This is a genomic window from Curtobacterium sp. MCPF17_021 (assembly GCF_003234605.2).
GTDB classification, from domain to species: Bacteria; Actinomycetota; Actinomycetes; order Actinomycetales; family Microbacteriaceae; genus Curtobacterium; species Curtobacterium flaccumfaciens.
The window spans coordinates 2,405,359-2,421,795 of sequence record NZ_CP126252.1 but is presented as its reverse complement, the minus strand read 5'-3'; the positions used below and the strand labels follow the sequence as shown (position 1 = coordinate 2,421,795).

Below are 16,437 nucleotides of genomic sequence, written 5' to 3'. Positions count from 1 at the left end.
GGACCACTCATGCCCACGGAAGCAACTCCGTTGTCCGCGGCCGCCGGTGCACGCCGGTCGCCGGAGATCCTCACCGGCTCGGGAGCCGTCCTCCGGACGCTCGAGCACCTCGGGATCACCGACGTCTTCGGCCTGCCCGGCGGCGCGATCATCCCGTTCTACGACGAGCTGATGGCGTCGACCACGATCCGCCACATCCTCGTCCGTCACGAGCAGGGCGCCGGCCACGCCGCCGAGGGCTACGCCTCGTCGTCCGGCAAGGTCGGCGTCGCCATCGCGACGTCCGGCCCCGGTGCGACGAACCTCGTCACGGCCATCGCCGACGCCTACATGGACTCGGTGCCGTTCATCGCGATCACCGGCCAGGTGTTCTCGACGCTGATGGGCACCGACGCGTTCCAGGAAGCCGACATTGTCGGCATCACGATGCCCATCACGAAGCACTCGTTCCTGGTGACCGACCCGGCCGACGTGCCGGCGACCCTCGCCGCGGCGCACCTCATCGCGACGACCGGTCGGCCCGGCCCCGTGCTGGTCGACATCACGAAGGACGCCCAGCAGAAGTCGGCGCCCTACGTGTGGCCGCCCAAGATCGACCTGCCCGGCTACCGCCCGGTGACCAAGGCGCACGGCAAGCAGATCACCGCGGCCGCGCAGCTGTTGTCCGAGTCGAAGCGTCCGGTGCTCTACGTCGGCGGCGGTGTCATCCGCTCCCGCGCGACCGCCGAGCTCCTCCGCTTCGCCGAAGCGACCGGGGCGCCGGTCGTCACGACCCTGATGGCACGCGGCGCGTTCCCGGACTCGCACCCACAGCACCTCGGCATGCCCGGCATGCACGGCACGGTGCCCGCGGTGCTCGGCCTGCAGGACAGCGACCTCATCGTCGCCCTCGGTGCCCGCTTCGACGACCGCGTGACGGGCAAGGCCGACGAGTTCGCGCCGGACGCCAAGGTCGTGCACGTCGACATCGACCCGGCCGAGATCTCGAAGATCCGCTTCGCCGACGTCCCGATCGTCGGTGACGCCCGCGAGGTCCTGGTCGACCTGCTCGACGCCTGGGGCGGCATCGCCGTCGAGGACCGCGCGTCGACCGACGAGTGGTGGGCGAAGCTCCACCAGCTCAAGACCGACTTCCCGCTCGGGTACGCCGAGCCGACCGACGGACTCCTCGCGCCGCAGGGCATCATCAAGCGCATCGGTGAGCTCTCCGGTCCCGAGGCCGTCTACGCCTCCGGTGTCGGCCAGCACCAGATGTGGTCCGCGCAGTTCATCAAGTACGAGCGGCCCAACGCCTGGCTCAACTCCGGCGGCGCCGGCACGATGGGCTACTCGGTCCCCGCGGCCATGGGCGCGAAGGTCGCCCAGCCGGACCGTGTGGTCTGGGCGATCGACGGCGACGGCTGCTTCCAGATGACGAACCAGGAACTCGCGACCTGCGTCATCAACGACATCCCGATCAAGGTCGCGATCATCAACAACTCGTCGCTCGGCATGGTCCGGCAGTGGCAGACGCTGTTCTACGACGGCCGGCACTCCTTCACCGACCTCGAGACGGGGCACGCCTCGCGCCGTGTGCCGGACTTCGTGAAGCTGGCCGACGCGTACGGTGCCCTCGGCATCCGGGTCGAGAAGGCCGACGAGGTCGACGCCGCGATCGAGCTCGCCCTCGCGACCAACGACCGCCCGGTGGTGATCGACTTCGTCGTGAGCCGTGACTCGATGGTGTGGCCGATGGTCCCGCAGGGCGTCAGCAACTCGTCCATCGAGTACGCCCAGGCACTCGCGCCCACCTGGGACGACGAGGACGCCGACATGACGGGAGAAACCGCATGAGCCACGTCCTCTCCCTCCTCGTGGAGGACAAGCCCGGTCTGCTGACCCGTGTCGCCGGACTCTTCGCCCGCCGCGGGTTCAACATCGAGTCGCTCGCCGTCGGCAACACCGAGGTGGACGGCCTCAGCCGGATCACCGTCGTCGTCGACGTCGAGGACCTCCCGCTGGAACAGGTGACGAAGCAGCTCAACAAGCTGGTGAACGTCATCAAGATCGTCGAACTGGACTTCTCGCAGTCGGTCCAGCGCGAGCACATGCTCGTGAAGGTGCGCGTCGACAACCAGACGCGCTCGGCGGTGCTCGAAGCAGTGAACCTGTTCCGTGCCCAGGTCGTCGACGTGGCGACCGACTCCCTGATCGTCGAGGTGACCGGCGACCCCGGCAAGATCCAGGCGATCCTCCGCGTGCTCGAGCCCTACGGCGTCAAGGAGCTCGCCCGCGCGGGCCTCCTCGGCATGGGCCGCGGACCGAAGAGCATCACCGACCGGGTGCGCTGAGCGCCCGTCACACCCTTCCCGGGCGCCGATGGTGCCCGGCACCGACCACAGAACCAAGGAGACACACCCTCGTGACTGACATCGTGTACGACGCCGACGCCGACCTGACGCTCATCCAGGGCAAGAAGGTCGCCGTCATCGGCTACGGCTCGCAGGGCCACGCCCACGCCCTCAACCTCCGTGACTCGGGTGTCGAGGTGAAGATCGGCCTGCAGGAGGGCTCGAAGAGCCGGCAGAAGGCCGAAGAGGCGGGCTTCGAGGTCCACACGCCGGGCGACGCCACCGCCTGGGCCGACGTCGTCGTCATCCTCGCGCCGGACCAGGTCCAGCGCATCGTCTACGCCGAGGACATCCGCCCGAACCTCAAGCCGGGCGCGACGCTCGTCTTCGGCCACGGCTTCAACATCCGCTTCGGCTACATCGAGGCGCCCGAGGGCGTCGACGTGTCGCTCGTCGCGCCGAAGGGCCCGGGCCACACCGTCCGCCGCGAGTACGAGGCCGGCCGTGGCGTCCCCGTGATCGTCGCCGTCGAGGTCGACGCGTCCGGTTCCGCGTGGGACCTCGCATGGTCGTACTCCAAGGCGATCGGTGGCCTCCGCTCCGGCGGCATCAAGACGACCTTCACCGAGGAGACCGAGACCGACCTGTTCGGCGAGCAGGCCGTCCTCTGCGGTGGCACCTCGCAGCTCATCCAGTACGGCTTCGAGACCCTGGTCGAGGCGGGCTACCAGCCGCAGATCGCCTACTTCGAGGTCCTGCACGAGCTCAAGCTCATCGTCGACCTCATCTGGGAGGGCGGCCTCACCAAGCAGCGCTGGTCGATCTCCGACACGGCCGAGTTCGGTGACTACGTCTCCGGCCCGCGCGTGATCTCGCCGGACGTCAAGGAGAACATGAAGGCGGTGCTCGCGGACATCCAGAACGGTGCCTTCGCGAAGCGCTTCATCGAGGACCAGGACGCCGGCGCACCGGAGTTCAAGGCGCTCCGTGCCAAGGGCGAGGGCCACCCGATCGAGGCCACCGGCCGCGAGCTCCGCGCGCTCTTCGCGTGGAAGCAGAACGACGGCGACTACGTCGACGGCTCGGCCGCGCGGTAGTCTTCCGAGAACCACTCGACCTGCGAGGCGGCGGTGCACCTGCACCGCCGCCTCGCGATGTGACCCGAACGTTATGCAGCAGCTCTTCTCCAGCCCCGACGCCGCGGACCGGCGTCCCTCCGCCGTGCGCGCGGACGATTCCCGACACCCGTCGGCCGTGCTGCGCACCCGCGGTCAGGACCGCCCCGACCAGCATGGGATGATCGTTCGATGGCGGTGACGAAGCGAGCGGTCCACATCGGCGCCGGCAAGATCGGGCGTGGGTTCGTGGGCCAGTTCCTCGTGGCGAGCGGCTACGAGCTCACCTTCGTCGACGTCGACGAACGCGTGGTCTCGGCCCTGAACGAAGCCGGCCGGTTCGTGGTGCACGAGGTCGGCGAGATGCCGGTCGAGCACCTCGTCTACGGGTTCCGCGCGCTCAGCAGCAAGACCGACCGCGAGCGTGTGGTGCAGGCCATCGCCGAGGCCGACGTGGTGACCACCGCCGTGGGCGCACGCACACTCCCGCTCGTCGCGCCGCTCATCGCCGAAGGGCTCGCGGCACGCCCGCTCGAGCGCGGCGACGTCACGATCGTCGCCTGCGAGAACGCGTTCAACGCAACCGACTCCCTGCACGCCAGCATCCGCCGAGCCCCCATCCTCGAAGACCGCGACATCGCCGCCGTCTTCGCGAACTGCGCGATCGACCGCATCGTCCCGGACCAGTCCGGTGTGCTCGGTCAGTCCGGCGGCCTCGACGTCGTGCTCGAACCGTTCTACGAGTGGGTCATCGAGCGCACCCCGTTCCTCGGCTCCGACGCCGAACCGCCGACGATCGAGGGCGTCACCTGGGTCGACGACCTGCAGCCGTTCGTCGAGCGCAAGCTCTACACGGTCAACACGGCGCACGCCACCGCCGCCTACCACGGCTACGTGCGGGGCATCCGGCTCATCCGCGAAGCACTCGAGGACGACGCCGTCCGCGCCGAGGTCGACGGGGTGCTCGCCGAGACCACCGCACTGCTGATCGCGAAGCACGGCTTCGACCCCGAGGACCACGCGCGCTACGTCGCCGCGAACCTCTCCCGCATCGCGAACCCGCACCTGCCGGACTCCACCGCGCGCGTCGGCCGCAACCCGCTCCGCAAGCTCGGCCGTCGTGAACGCTTCGTCGGCCCGGCGTCGCAGCTCGCCGAGCGCGGCCTGCCCGTCGAGCACCTGCTCGGTGCCGTTCGTGTGGCGCTCGCGTTCGACGACGAGAACGACCCGGAGTCGATCGAGCTGCACGCACTCCTGCGTTCCGGGGCGACCGCGCACGCGCTGACCGAGATCCTCACGGGCCTGATGGAGAGCCACCCGCTCTTCCCGGCCGTCCGCGACGTCGTCGCCGAGGTCCTCGCGACGCAGCCCGCCGACGTCTGACGTCGGCCTCCCGGCCGTCGCTGGTCTCCCCGGTGCCGTGTCCCTCGTAGAATCGGGGGATGACCACGGCAGCATCCTCACCAGACGGGTCGATCGACCCGGACGTGCCGAACGCCGTCGACACCGACGACGCCGCCCTCAGCTGGGGTGACGCCGACGACGCCACCCACGTCGACGCGGCGCACAACCCGGTGGCGGTGCGCGAGCGCGGCGAGCGGGACCCCGAGGCGCCCGAGACCTCCGGCGCGCTCGTCGGGTTCGGCGTCTTCGGGGGCCTCTACCTCCTCTACACGGTGGCCTGGCTCCTCACCGCGTCGACCGCGTACGTCTCCGGCGTCGACACGGTGCTCACGCTCTTCGTCGAGGTGCTCCGCTTCCTCGCGATCCTCGCGCCGGCACTCTGGTTCACGGTGGTGCTCTGGGCGGCGCGCAGCAGCCGCACGCGGACCCGTCTGCTCTGGATGCTCCTCGGCGCCGTCGTGCTCTTCCCCTGGCCGTTCCTCCTGACGCGGAGCTTCGGGTGACCGGGGCAGTGCCGGCGACGACCCGCCGGAACAGCGCCCCCGTGGTCGCGAAGATCGTGGTCTGGGTCGTGTTCGCGGCGCTGTTCGCGTACATGACGGTGCAGGCCGTCGGCAACCTCACGCAGATCAACCAACGGGTGGACGCCTTCAACGCGTTCCTCCAGACGACCTCGGGCGGCGACTCGCTGCAGACCAGCACCCCGTGGCTGTGGCTCGTGCTCGACATCCTCATCGCGCCGGTCGCGTTCGTCGCGGCGATCGTCATCACCCGGCGTTCGAGCCTGCCCGTCACGATCGCGGTGTTCGTGGTCGCCTTCGCGGGCGCCGGCGCCCTCTGGCTCGACCTCCAGCTGTTCGTCCCGACGCTGCTGGACTTCTGACGCGACCCGTCGACGGCCAGGAGGCGCGGTGCGGCCCCGCCCCGCCCCTCCTGGCCGTCGTGTGGTTCTCCACAGGACCGCTCCCGCGGTCGTAACCACCGGCCCGCGTCGATAGCATGGTGGGATACCAACCGTCTCGAGTGAGGAAACAGCTGCTGTGTCGAAGCCGGTCGTCCTGATCGCCGAAGAACTCTCGCCCGCAACGGTCGACGCCCTCGGGCCCGACTTCGAGATCCGGAACGTGGACGGCACCGACCGTCCGGCGCTCCTGGCGGCGCTGTCCGACGCGCACGCCGTCCTCGTGCGGTCTGCCACCAAGATCGACGCCGAGGCGATCGCCGCGGCACCGGTCCTCAAGGTCGTCGCCCGTGCCGGCGTCGGCCTCGACAACGTCGACATCAAGGCCGCGACGACCGCCGGCGTGATGGTGGTGAACGCCCCGACCTCGAACATCATCTCGGCGGCGGAGCTCACGGTGGGGCACATCCTGTCGCTCGCACGGCACATCCCGGCCGCCCACGCCTCGCTGGCCGCCGGTGCGTGGAAGCGCTCGTCGTACACCGGTGTCGAGCTCTACGAGAAAACCGTCGGCATCATCGGCCTCGGCCGCATCGGCGCGCTCATCACCCAGCGGCTGCAGGCCTTCGGCGTGACGGTCATCGCGTACGACCCGTACGTCACCACGGCACGTGCGCAGCAGCTCGGGGTCGAGCTCGTCTCCCTCGAGGACCTGCTGCGTCGGGCGGACTTCACCACGATCCACATGCCGAGGACACCGGAGACCCTCGGCATGATCTCGGACGCCCAGTTCGCCCTGATGAAGCCGACCGCGTTCGTCGTGAACGTGGCCCGCGGTGGCCTGATCGACGAGGACGCCCTGCACCGGGCCCTCACGTCGAACACCATCGCCGGCGCCGGCCTCGACGTCTTCGTCGCCGAGCCCCCGAAGGACTCGCCGCTCCTGGCACTCCCGAACGTCGTCGTGACGCCGCACCTCGGCGCCTCCACCGACGAAGCGCAAGAGAAGGCAGGCGTCTCGGTCGCCAAGTCGGTCCGTCTCGCCCTCGGCGGCGAGCTCGTGCCCGACGCGGTCAACGTCGCGGGCGGGGTCATCGACCCGTACGTGCGCCCCGGCATCCCGCTCGTCGAGAAGCTCGGCCAGGTCTTCACCGCCCTCGCGACCTCGCCGGTCACGAGCATCGACGTCGAGGTGCACGGCGAGCTCGCCGAGTACGACGTCAGCGTGCTGAAGCTCGCGGCGCTCAAGGGCGTCTTCACCGACGTCGTGAGCGACCAGGTCTCCTACGTCAACGCCCCGCTCATCGCCGAGCAGCGCGGGGTCACCGTCCGCCTCATCACCGAGACCGACAGCCCCGAGTACCGCAACGTGCTGACGATCCGCGGTGCCCAGTCCGACGGCCCGGCGATCAGCGTCTCCGGCACGCTCACCGGCCCGAAGCAGGTCGAGAAGCTCGTCGAAATCAACGGGCACGACGTCGAGGTGCCGCTCGACCGGCACCACGTCGTCATGGAGTACACCGACCGTCCGGGCATCGTCGCGGTCTACGGCAAGGAGTTCGGCCAGGCCGGCATCAACATCGCCGCGATGCAGATCTCGCGCGAAGCCGCCGGTGGCCAGGCACTGAGCGTCCTGACGGTCGACTCGCCCGTGCCGGCCGAGATCCTCGAGCACGTCCGCTCGGCGATCGACGCGTCCTCGCTCCGCGAGATCGACATCACGCTCTAGGGGAGTGGCGGACATGAGCAGCGCGCAGACGATCCGACTCGCGGTCATCCGTGGTGACGGCATCGGCCAGGAGGTCGTCGACGAGGCCCTGAAGGTCCTGCACGCGGTCCTGCCGAACGACCTCGTGGTGCAGGAGACCCCGTTCTCCCTCGGCGCCGCACGGTACCTGGAGACCGGCGACATCCTGACCGACGACGACATGGCAGCGATCGCGCAGCACGACGCGATCCTGCTCGGAGCGGTCGGCGGTGACCCGCGTGACCCGCGGCTCGCCGGCGGCATCATCGAGCGCGGGCTGCTCCTCAAGCTCCGCTTCGCGTTCGACCACTACGTGAACCTCCGGCCGACGACGGTGCACCCGGCCGTCCCGACGCCGCTCGCCGACCCCGGCGAGGTCGACTTCGTGGTCGTCCGCGAAGGCACCGAGGGGCCCTACGTCGGCAACGGCGGCGCCATCCGGACCGGTACCCCGCACGAGATCGCGACCGAGGTCTCGTTGAACACCGCCTTCGGTGTCGAACGGGTCGTGCGGTACGCCTTCGCGCTGGCCGACCGACGCCCGCGTCGCCACCTGACCCTCGTGCACAAGAGCAACGTCCTGGTGCACGCCGGAGCCCTCTGGCAGCGCACCGTCGCGGCCGTCGGGGCCGAGTACCCGGACGTCACGGTCGACTACCAGCACGTGGACGCGGTCACCATCCACATGGTCCGCGACCCCGCACGGTTCGACGTCATCGTCACCGACAACCTGTTCGGCGACATCATCACCGACCTGGCCGGCGCGATCAGCGGCGGCATCGGTCTGGCGGCCTCGGGCAACATCAACCCGGACGGCACCTTCCCCAGCATGTTCGAGCCGGTCCACGGTTCCGCGCCGGACATCGCAGGTCAGCAGCTGGCCGACCCCACCGCCGCGATCCGTTCCGTCGCCCTGTTGCTCGACCACCTCGGTCGCGGTGACCTGGCGGCCGCGGTGACGGCTGCGGTGGAGTCCGACCTCGCCGACCGGGGCACCACGCCGCGTCGCACGGCCGAGATCGGCGACGCGATCGCCGCCGCGGCCACGGCACGCACCACCACCGCCTGAGAAGGAGTCCTCCCCATGAGCACCGACACCGCCTTCGGACTCGAGTTCGCCAGCACCCCGTCCGCCGACCGCCGCGCGGCTGCCGAGCGTGAGCAGATCCTCGCCGACCCGGGCTTCGGCAAGCACTTCACCGACCACATGGCGACGGTCGAGTGGACGCTCGACGACGGCTGGCACAGTGCGTCTATCCACCCGTACGGGCCGTTGTCCCTCGACCCGAGCGCGAGCGTCCTGCACTACGCCCAGGAGATCTTCGAGGGGCTCAAGGCCTACCGGCACGCGGACGGCTCGGTGTGGTCGTTCCGACCGGACGCCAACGCCCGACGCTTCCAGCGGTCCGCCCGACGCCTGGCGCTCCCGGAGCTCCCGGTCGAGGCGTTCGTCGAGTCGATCCGGCAGCTCGTGCAGACCGACGTCGACTGGGTGCCCTCGGCACCCGAGACCAGCCTGTACCTGCGGCCGTTCATGATCGCGACGGAGTCGTTCCTCGGGGTCCGCGCGGCACAGGCCGTCGCGTACCACTGCATCGCGAGCCCCGCCGGTGCGTACTTCACCTCGGGCCCGAAGCCGGTGTCGATCTGGCTGTCGACGCAGTACGCGCGCGCCGGCAAGGGCGGGACCGGTGCAGCGAAGACCGGCGGCAACTACGCCTCGTCCCTGCTGCCCCAGCAAGAGGCCTACGAGCACGGCTGCCAGCAGGTGATGTTCCTCGACTCGGTGGAGGGCAAGTACCTCGAAGAGCTCGGCGGCATGAACGTCGTCCTGGTCAAGTCCGACGGCACCCTCGTCACGCCGGACTCCGACTCCATCCTCGAGGGGATCACGCGTGACTCGATCCTGCAGTTGGCCGAGGACCGCGGCCTGACCGTCGAGAAGCGCCGCGTGACCCTCGACGAGTGGCGTGACGGCGTCGCCGACGGCTCGATCACCGAGGCGTTCGCGTGCGGGACCGCCGCCGTCGTGACCCCGATCGCCGAACTCCGGGGTGACGGTTTCACGATCGGTTCGCCGACTGTGGGGGCCGGGGAACTCACGATGTCCCTGCGCGATGAACTCACCGACATCCAGTACGGCCGTCGTCCCGACCCGCACGGGTGGATGACCAAGCTGACCGACGCGTCCTGATCGACCGGCGGGCGTGGGTAGGGTCGAACGGTGAAGATCGCACGGTTCAGCAGCAAGGGTGAAGACCCCCGGTACGGCATCCTCGACGAGCGCGCTCTGGTGGTGCTCGCGGGAGACCCGATGTACCAGGGGTTCGAGACCACGGGGGAGCGCGTGGCACTCGCCGACGCCAAGCTCCTCGCACCCGTCATCCCGCGGTCGAAGGTCATCGGCGTCGGGCTCAACTACTCGGAGCACGCCTCGGAGATGGACGAGCGTGCCGGCGACGACCCGGTGGTGTTCCTCAAGCCGAACACCTCGGTGATCGGTCCGGACGAGCCCATCCGCCTCCCCGCCGACATCGGACGCGTCGACCACGAGGGCGAACTCGCCATCGTGATCGGCTCGCTCGCGAAGAACGTCCGGCGTGAGGACTTCGCGAGCGTGATCCTCGGCTACACGATCGCCAACGACGTGACCGCTCGCGACCTGCAGGCGCGCGACGGCCAGTGGACCCGGGCGAAGGGCTTCGACACGTTCTGCCCGCTCGGCCCGGTGATCGAGACCGAGATCGACCCGTCGGACATCCGCATCGAGACCCGCGTCGACGGTGACCTCCGGCAGGCGGCCTCGACGAACGAGATGGTGCACGACATCCCGTCGCTCGTCGAGTTCGTGTCCTCCATCTGGACCCTCCTGCCCGGTGACGTCATCCTGACCGGGACTCCGGCCGGTGTCGGGCAGATCCGCGACGGCGAGATCGTCGAGGTCACCATCTCCGGCATCGGTTCGCTCAAGAACCCGGTCATCGCGCGGCACTGACAGCGCTCCCGAACGGCCCGTTCCCCCAGGCGGGGAGCGGGCCGTTCGGCGTTACCGGGGGAGTACGCAACAGCGGCGCAGAGGGCGACACGCCCGGGATGTGGGCCGGCTTGGCGCTGCCGTTCACCTCTGCGTAAAGTAATCACTCGTTGCCGCTGAGGCGGAGAACGGAACGGCCGAGACGATCACCGGGTTGAACACCTGGAGATGCAGTCCGGACGGGGTCCCGCTCAGGCAACCAACTCCTCGGAAACACGACCTCTGGTTGTGCGCCCAGGGAGTTGTACAAGACGAATGCCTCTCTGGCGGAACCTTTAGTGGGTCGAGCGGGGAGTGCGTCTGGTCCTTGAGAACTCAACAGCGTGCACATTGTCAATGCCAATTTATTGATTGACCTCGTGCCTGGTCGGCTTGCTGACTGGGTCATGAAGCAATTCCTTTTGTATTGAAGATTGTCAGTAGACAGTCAACAGTCAGAATCAACTCGGTCTGATGCCTTCGGGTGTTGGGTCTGTATTTTTTTACGGAGAGTTTGATCCTGGCTCAGGACGAACGCTGGCGGCGTGCTTAACACATGCAAGTCGAACGATGATGCCCAGCTTGCTGGGTGGATTAGTGGCGAACGGGTGAGTAACACGTGAGTAACCTGCCCCTGACTCTGGGATAAGCGTTGGAAACGACGTCTAATACTGGATATGATCACTGGCCGCATGGTCTGGTGGTGGAAAGATTTTTTGGTTGGGGATGGACTCGCGGCCTATCAGCTTGTTGGTGAGGTAATGGCTCACCAAGGCGACGACGGGTAGCCGGCCTGAGAGGGTGACCGGCCACACTGGGACTGAGACACGGCCCAGACTCCTACGGGAGGCAGCAGTGGGGAATATTGCACAATGGGCGAAAGCCTGATGCAGCAACGCCGCGTGAGGGATGACGGCCTTCGGGTTGTAAACCTCTTTTAGTAGGGAAGAAGCGAAAGTGACGGTACCTGCAGAAAAAGCACCGGCTAACTACGTGCCAGCAGCCGCGGTAATACGTAGGGTGCAAGCGTTGTCCGGAATTATTGGGCGTAAAGAGCTCGTAGGCGGTTTGTCGCGTCTGCTGTGAAATCCCGAGGCTCAACCTCGGGCTTGCAGTGGGTACGGGCAGACTAGAGTGCGGTAGGGGAGATTGGAATTCCTGGTGTAGCGGTGGAATGCGCAGATATCAGGAGGAACACCGATGGCGAAGGCAGATCTCTGGGCCGTAACTGACGCTGAGGAGCGAAAGCATGGGGAGCGAACAGGATTAGATACCCTGGTAGTCCATGCCGTAAACGTTGGGCGCTAGATGTAGGGACCTTTCCACGGTTTCTGTGTCGTAGCTAACGCATTAAGCGCCCCGCCTGGGGAGTACGGCCGCAAGGCTAAAACTCAAAGGAATTGACGGGGGCCCGCACAAGCGGCGGAGCATGCGGATTAATTCGATGCAACGCGAAGAACCTTACCAAGGCTTGACATACACCGGAAACGGCCAGAGATGGTCGCCCCCTTGTGGTCGGTGTACAGGTGGTGCATGGTTGTCGTCAGCTCGTGTCGTGAGATGTTGGGTTAAGTCCCGCAACGAGCGCAACCCTCGTTCTATGTTGCCAGCGGGTTATGCCGGGGACTCATAGGAGACTGCCGGGGTCAACTCGGAGGAAGGTGGGGATGACGTCAAATCATCATGCCCCTTATGTCTTGGGCTTCACGCATGCTACAATGGCCGGTACAAAGGGCTGCGATACCGTAAGGTGGAGCGAATCCCAAAAAGCCGGTCTCAGTTCGGATTGAGGTCTGCAACTCGACCTCATGAAGTCGGAGTCGCTAGTAATCGCAGATCAGCAACGCTGCGGTGAATACGTTCCCGGGCCTTGTACACACCGCCCGTCAAGTCATGAAAGTCGGTAACACCCGAAGCCGGTGGCCTAACCCTTGTGGAAGGAGCCGTCGAAGGTGGGATCGGTGATTAGGACTAAGTCGTAACAAGGTAGCCGTACCGGAAGGTGCGGCTGGATCACCTCCTTTCTAAGGAGCATCTGGTCAGTGCTGGTCGCCCATTAGGGGTGGTTGGTTGCTGGTCCAGGCGCCTGTTTCGGACCGAACGTGTCCGACGGGTAGCTCATGGGTGGAACATTGACAGTGCAGTTGGGAGTGATGCTTCCGACCTCAGTACGCTCTGCTTGCAGGGTTGGGACGGGTCGTGGGTGGAGCTGCTGGCTGGTGCACGTTGTTGGGTCCTGAGGGACCAGGCTTCCTACTGTCACGTGAGTGATGGTGGGGGTTGGGCCTACGGGTCCTTCGTCGGGCCAGGGTGAACCTACCGTTGTGGTGGGGGAGTGCTGGTGCCGATCGTATGTTGAGAACTACACAGTGGACGCGAGCATCTTTGATTCGCGTCATCCATGATCAGCCTTCGGGTTGGTGTGGTGTGACGTTGGATCGCAATTTTAATCTTTGTGGTCAAGTTTCTAAGAGCAAACGGTGGATGCCTTGGCATCTGGAGCCGATGAAGGACGTAGAAATCTGCGATAAGCCTCGGGGAGCTGATAATCGAGCTGTGATCCGAGGATTTCCGAATGGGGAAACCCCGCCAGGCGCTTTTGCGACCTGGTGACTCCCGCCTGAATATATAGGGCGGGTAGAGGGAACGTGGGGAAGTGAAACATCTCAGTACCCACAGGAAGAGAAAACAACATGTGATTCCGTGAGTAGTGGCGAGCGAAAGCGGATGAGGCTAAACCGATCATGTGTGATAGCCGGCGGGCGTTGCATGGTCGGGGTTGTGGGACACGTCACTCAGTTCTGCCGGACTGGGACGGTTACAGCGCATCATAGTCGAACCGGTTTGAAAGCCGGGCCGTAGTGGGTGCCAGCCCCGTAGACGAAATGGTGTTATGGCCGGATGTGTATCCCAAGTAGCACGGGGCCCGAGAAATCCCGTGTGAATCTGTCAGGACCACCTGATAAGCCTAAATACTCCCAGATGACCGATAGCGGACAAGTACCGTGAGGGAAAGGTGAAAAGTACCCCGGGAGGGGAGTGAAATAGTACCTGAAACCGTTTGCTTACAAACCGTCGGAGCCTCCTTAGTAGGGGTGACGGCGTGCCTTTTGAAGAATGAGCCTGCGAGTTAGTGATATGTGGCGAGGTTAACCCGTGAGGGGCAGCCGTAGCGAAAGCGAGTCTGAATAGGGCGTTTGAGTCGCATGTTCTAGACCCGAAGCGAAGTGATCTATCCATGGCCAGGTTGAAGCGACGGTAAGACGTCGTGGAGGACCGAACCCACTTCAGTTGAAAATGGAGGGGATGAGCTGTGGATAGGGGTGAAAGGCCAATCAAACTTCGTGATAGCTGGTTCTCTCCGAAATGCATTTAGGTGCAGCGTTGCGTGTTTCTCGCCGGAGGTAGAGCTACTGGATGGCCGATGGGCCTCAACAGGTTACTGACGTCAGCCAAACTCCGAATGCCGGTGAGTGAGAGCGCAGCAGTGAGACGGTGGGGGATAAGCTTCATCGTCGAGAGGGAAACAACCCAGACTACCAACTAAGGTCCCTAAGCGTGTGCTAAGTGGGAAAGGATGTGGAGTTGCACAGACAACCAGGAGGTTGGCTTAGAAGCAGCCACCCTTGAAAGAGTGCGTAATAGCTCACTGGTCAAGTGATTCCGCGCCGACAATGTAACGGGGCTCAAGCACACCACCGAAGTTGTAGATTTCGCACTATAGACAAGCCTTCGTGGTTCAGTCGTGCGGAGTGGTAGGAGAGCGTCGTGTGGCGAGTGAAGCGGCGGAGTGATCCAGCCGTGGACGCTACACGAGTGAGAATGCAGGCATGAGTAGCGAAAGACGGGTGAGAAACCCGTCCTCCGAAAGACCAAGGGTTCCAGGGCCAGGTTAATCCGCCCTGGGTAAGTCGGGACCTAAGGCGAGGCCGACAGGCGTAGTCGATGGACAACGGGTTGATATTCCCGTACCGGCGAACAACCGCCCAAGCTAATCCAGTGGTGCTAAGAGTCCTAACCCGGTACAACCGGATCCCTTCGGGGTGATGGTGGCCGGTCTAACGCTCGACCCCATGCTGGTGCGGTTAGCGTATGAACAGGTGTGACGCAGGAAGGTAGCTGAGCCAGGCGATGGTATCCGTAAGGTGAACCTGGTGTAAGGATGTAGGGCTGACGATAGGCAAATCCGTCGTCTGTGTGCCTGAGATCCGACGCGTACCCGTAAGGGGAAATCAGTGATCCTATGCTGCCGAGAAAAGCATCGACGCGAGGTTGCAGCCGCCCGTACCCGAAACCGACTCAGGTGGTCAGGTAGAGAATACCAAGGAGATCGAGAGAATCGTGGTTAAGGAACTCGGCAAAATGCCCCCGTAACTTCGGGAGAAGGGGGGCCGGACACGTGACCGGATTTACTCCGTGAGCGTTGAAGGCCGCAGAGACCAGTGGGAAGCGACTGTTTACTAAAAACACAGGTCCGTGCGAAGTCGCAAGACGATGTATACGGACTGACGCCTGCCCGGTGCTGGAAGGTTAAGAGGAAGGGTTAGCCTTTGGGCGAAGCTCTGAATTTAAGCCCCAGTAAACGGCGGTGGTAACTATAACCATCCTAAGGTAGCGAAATTCCTTGTCGGGTAAGTTCCGACCTGCACGAATGGCGTAACGACTTCCCAGCTGTCTCAACCGCGAACTCGGCGAAATTGCACTACGAGTAAAGATGCTCGTTACGCGCAGCAGGACGGAAAGACCCCGTGACCTTTACTACAGTTTGGTATTGGTGTTCGGAGTGGCTTGTGTAGGATAGGTGGGAGACTGTGAAGCGGGCACGCTAGTGTTCGTGGAGTCATTGTTGAAATACCACTCTGGTCACTTTGGATGTCTAACGTAGGACCCTGATCGGGTTCATGGACAGTGCCTGATGGGTAGTTTAACTGGGGCGGTTGCCTCCCAAAGAGTAACGGAGGCGCCCAAAGGTTCCCTCAACCTGGTTGGCAATCAGGTGGCGAGTGTAAGTGCACAAGGGAGCTTGACTGTGAGACTGACAGGTCGAGCAGGGACGAAAGTCGGGACTAGTGATCCGGCAGTGGCTTGTGGAAGCGCTGTCGCTCAACGGATAAAAGGTACCTCGGGGATAACAGGCTGATCTTGCCCAAGAGTCCATATCGACGGCATGGTTTGGCACCTCGATGTCGGCTCGTCGCATCCTGGGGCTGGAGTAGGTCCCAAGGGTTGGGCTGTTCGCCCATTAAAGCGGTACGCGAGCTGGGTTTAGAACGTCGTGAGACAGTTCGGTCCCTATCCGCTGCGCGCGTTGGAAATTTGAGAAGATCTATCCCTAGTACGAGAGGACCGGGATGGACGAACCTCTGGTGTGTCAGTTGTTCTGCCAAGGGCACCGCTGATTAGCTACGTTCGGACCGGATAACCGCTGAAAGCATCTAAGCGGGAAGCCGTCTTCGAGATGAGATTTCCATGCACCTTGAGTGTGAGAGGCTCCCAGCAGACTACTGGGTTGATAGGCCGGATGTGGAAGCGGGGACTAACGACCCGTGGAGCTGACCGGTACTAATAAGCCGAAGACTTGATAACACACTGATTTCCGTGCACTTGTTGCACGGGCTCGCGTCCACTTTGTGGTTCCCGACAGACGATCGGGAATCGAAACTGAATACACCGCTCTGCCCTCTTCACGGAGGGCAGCAGCTGGAACAGCTTTGAGACCAAGATCATGGTCGAAGGTGTTCCGGTGGTCATAGCGAGAGGGAAACGCCCGGTCACATTCCGAACCCGGAAGCTAAGCCTCTCAGCGCCGATGGTACTGCAAGGGGGACCTTGTGGGAGAGTAGGACGCCGCCGGACTTAACGTAGAAGAACCAGGGAACCCCTGACCATTCGTGGTCAGGGGTTTTCTGCGTTTGCGGACCGTCAAC

The 16,437-nt window shown here is 64.8% G+C and carries 10 protein-coding genes and 3 rRNA genes; all 13 read left to right on the top strand.

The window, feature by feature from the left end; genetic code table 11:
- Nucleotides 1-9 precede the first annotated feature (9 nt).
- The 13 genes from DEJ29_RS11355 (at nucleotide 10) to rrf (ending at nucleotide 16,366) form a co-directional block, all read left to right on the top strand.
- On the top strand, nucleotides 10-1,833 hold the full coding sequence (locus tag DEJ29_RS11355; RefSeq protein ID WP_027466529.1) for an acetolactate synthase large subunit: 1,824 nt from the start codon (nucleotides 10-12) through the stop codon (nucleotides 1,831-1,833).
- Nucleotides 1,830-2,330 carry an acetolactate synthase small subunit gene (ilvN, locus tag DEJ29_RS11350; protein WP_017888842.1) on the top strand — a complete coding sequence of 167 codons (501 nt, stop codon included), beginning with the start codon at nucleotides 1,830-1,832 and terminating at the stop codon, nucleotides 2,328-2,330. Before DEJ29_RS11355 ends, ilvN begins: the two co-directional genes overlap by 4 nt.
- A 71-nt stretch (nucleotides 2,331-2,401) precedes the next feature.
- A complete protein-coding gene (gene ilvC, locus DEJ29_RS11345) occupies nucleotides 2,402-3,427 on the top strand; it encodes a ketol-acid reductoisomerase (RefSeq protein WP_027466530.1) in 1,026 nt (341 codons plus the stop codon).
- A 210-nt stretch (nucleotides 3,428-3,637) separates the two neighbouring features.
- On the top strand, nucleotides 3,638-4,828 hold the full coding sequence (locus DEJ29_RS11340; protein WP_071405813.1) for a mannitol-1-phosphate 5-dehydrogenase: 1,191 nt from the start codon (nucleotides 3,638-3,640) through the stop codon (nucleotides 4,826-4,828).
- A gap of 59 nt (nucleotides 4,829-4,887) precedes the next feature.
- On the top strand, nucleotides 4,888-5,352 hold the full coding sequence (locus DEJ29_RS11335; RefSeq protein WP_111095554.1) for a hypothetical protein: 465 nt from the start codon (nucleotides 4,888-4,890) through the stop codon (nucleotides 5,350-5,352).
- Entirely contained in the window at nucleotides 5,349-5,732 is a 384-nt protein-coding gene (locus DEJ29_RS11330; RefSeq protein ID WP_111055293.1) for a hypothetical protein, read from the top strand. Before DEJ29_RS11335 ends, DEJ29_RS11330 begins: the two co-directional genes overlap by 4 nt.
- Before the next feature lie 157 nt (nucleotides 5,733-5,889).
- Nucleotides 5,890-7,479, top strand: a complete 1,590-nt coding sequence (serA, locus tag DEJ29_RS11325; protein WP_110865397.1) for a phosphoglycerate dehydrogenase — start codon at nucleotides 5,890-5,892, stop codon at nucleotides 7,477-7,479.
- Between the two features lie 13 nt (nucleotides 7,480-7,492).
- The gene (locus DEJ29_RS11320) at nucleotides 7,493-8,566 is read left to right on the top strand and encodes a 3-isopropylmalate dehydrogenase (protein ID WP_111095555.1); all 1,074 of its coding nucleotides are present in this window, start codon (nucleotides 7,493-7,495) and stop codon (nucleotides 8,564-8,566) included.
- 15 nt (nucleotides 8,567-8,581) lie between these two features.
- Nucleotides 8,582-9,691, top strand: coding sequence for a branched-chain amino acid aminotransferase (locus tag DEJ29_RS11315; RefSeq protein WP_027466537.1), 1,110 nt, complete (start codon nucleotides 8,582-8,584; stop codon nucleotides 9,689-9,691).
- 30 nt (nucleotides 9,692-9,721) lie between these two features.
- Nucleotides 9,722-10,492 carry a fumarylacetoacetate hydrolase family protein gene (locus DEJ29_RS11310; RefSeq protein ID WP_027466538.1) on the top strand — a complete coding sequence of 257 codons (771 nt, stop codon included), beginning with the start codon at nucleotides 9,722-9,724 and terminating at the stop codon, nucleotides 10,490-10,492.
- A gap of 520 nt (nucleotides 10,493-11,012) precedes the next feature.
- Nucleotides 11,013-12,534, top strand: a 16S ribosomal RNA gene (locus DEJ29_RS11305).
- Nucleotides 12,535-12,967: 433 nt separating this feature from the next.
- Nucleotides 12,968-16,096, top strand: a 23S ribosomal RNA gene (locus DEJ29_RS11300).
- Nucleotides 16,097-16,249: 153 nt separating this feature from the next.
- Nucleotides 16,250-16,366, top strand: a 5S ribosomal RNA gene (gene rrf / locus DEJ29_RS11295).
- The 16S, 23S and 5S rRNA genes sit together here, the layout of an rRNA operon.
- Nucleotides 16,367-16,437: the final 71 nt, after the last annotated feature.

Bases quoted from the DNA above. Each gene is read 5' to 3' on its own strand.
- DEJ29_RS11355 (WP_027466529.1), top strand. From the start codon at position 10: ATGCCCACGGAAGCAACTCCGTTGTCCGCGGCCGCCGGTGCACGCCGG.
- ilvN (WP_017888842.1), top strand. From the start codon at position 1,830: ATGAGCCACGTCCTCTCCCTCCTCGTGGAGGACAAGCCCGGTCTGCTG.
- DEJ29_RS11340 (WP_071405813.1), top strand. From the start codon at position 3,638: ATGGCGGTGACGAAGCGAGCGGTCCACATCGGCGCCGGCAAGATCGGG.
- DEJ29_RS11335 (WP_111095554.1), top strand. From the start codon at position 4,888: ATGACCACGGCAGCATCCTCACCAGACGGGTCGATCGACCCGGACGTG.
- DEJ29_RS11320 (WP_111095555.1), top strand. From the start codon at position 7,493: ATGAGCAGCGCGCAGACGATCCGACTCGCGGTCATCCGTGGTGACGGC.
- DEJ29_RS11315 (WP_027466537.1), top strand. From the start codon at position 8,582: ATGAGCACCGACACCGCCTTCGGACTCGAGTTCGCCAGCACCCCGTCC.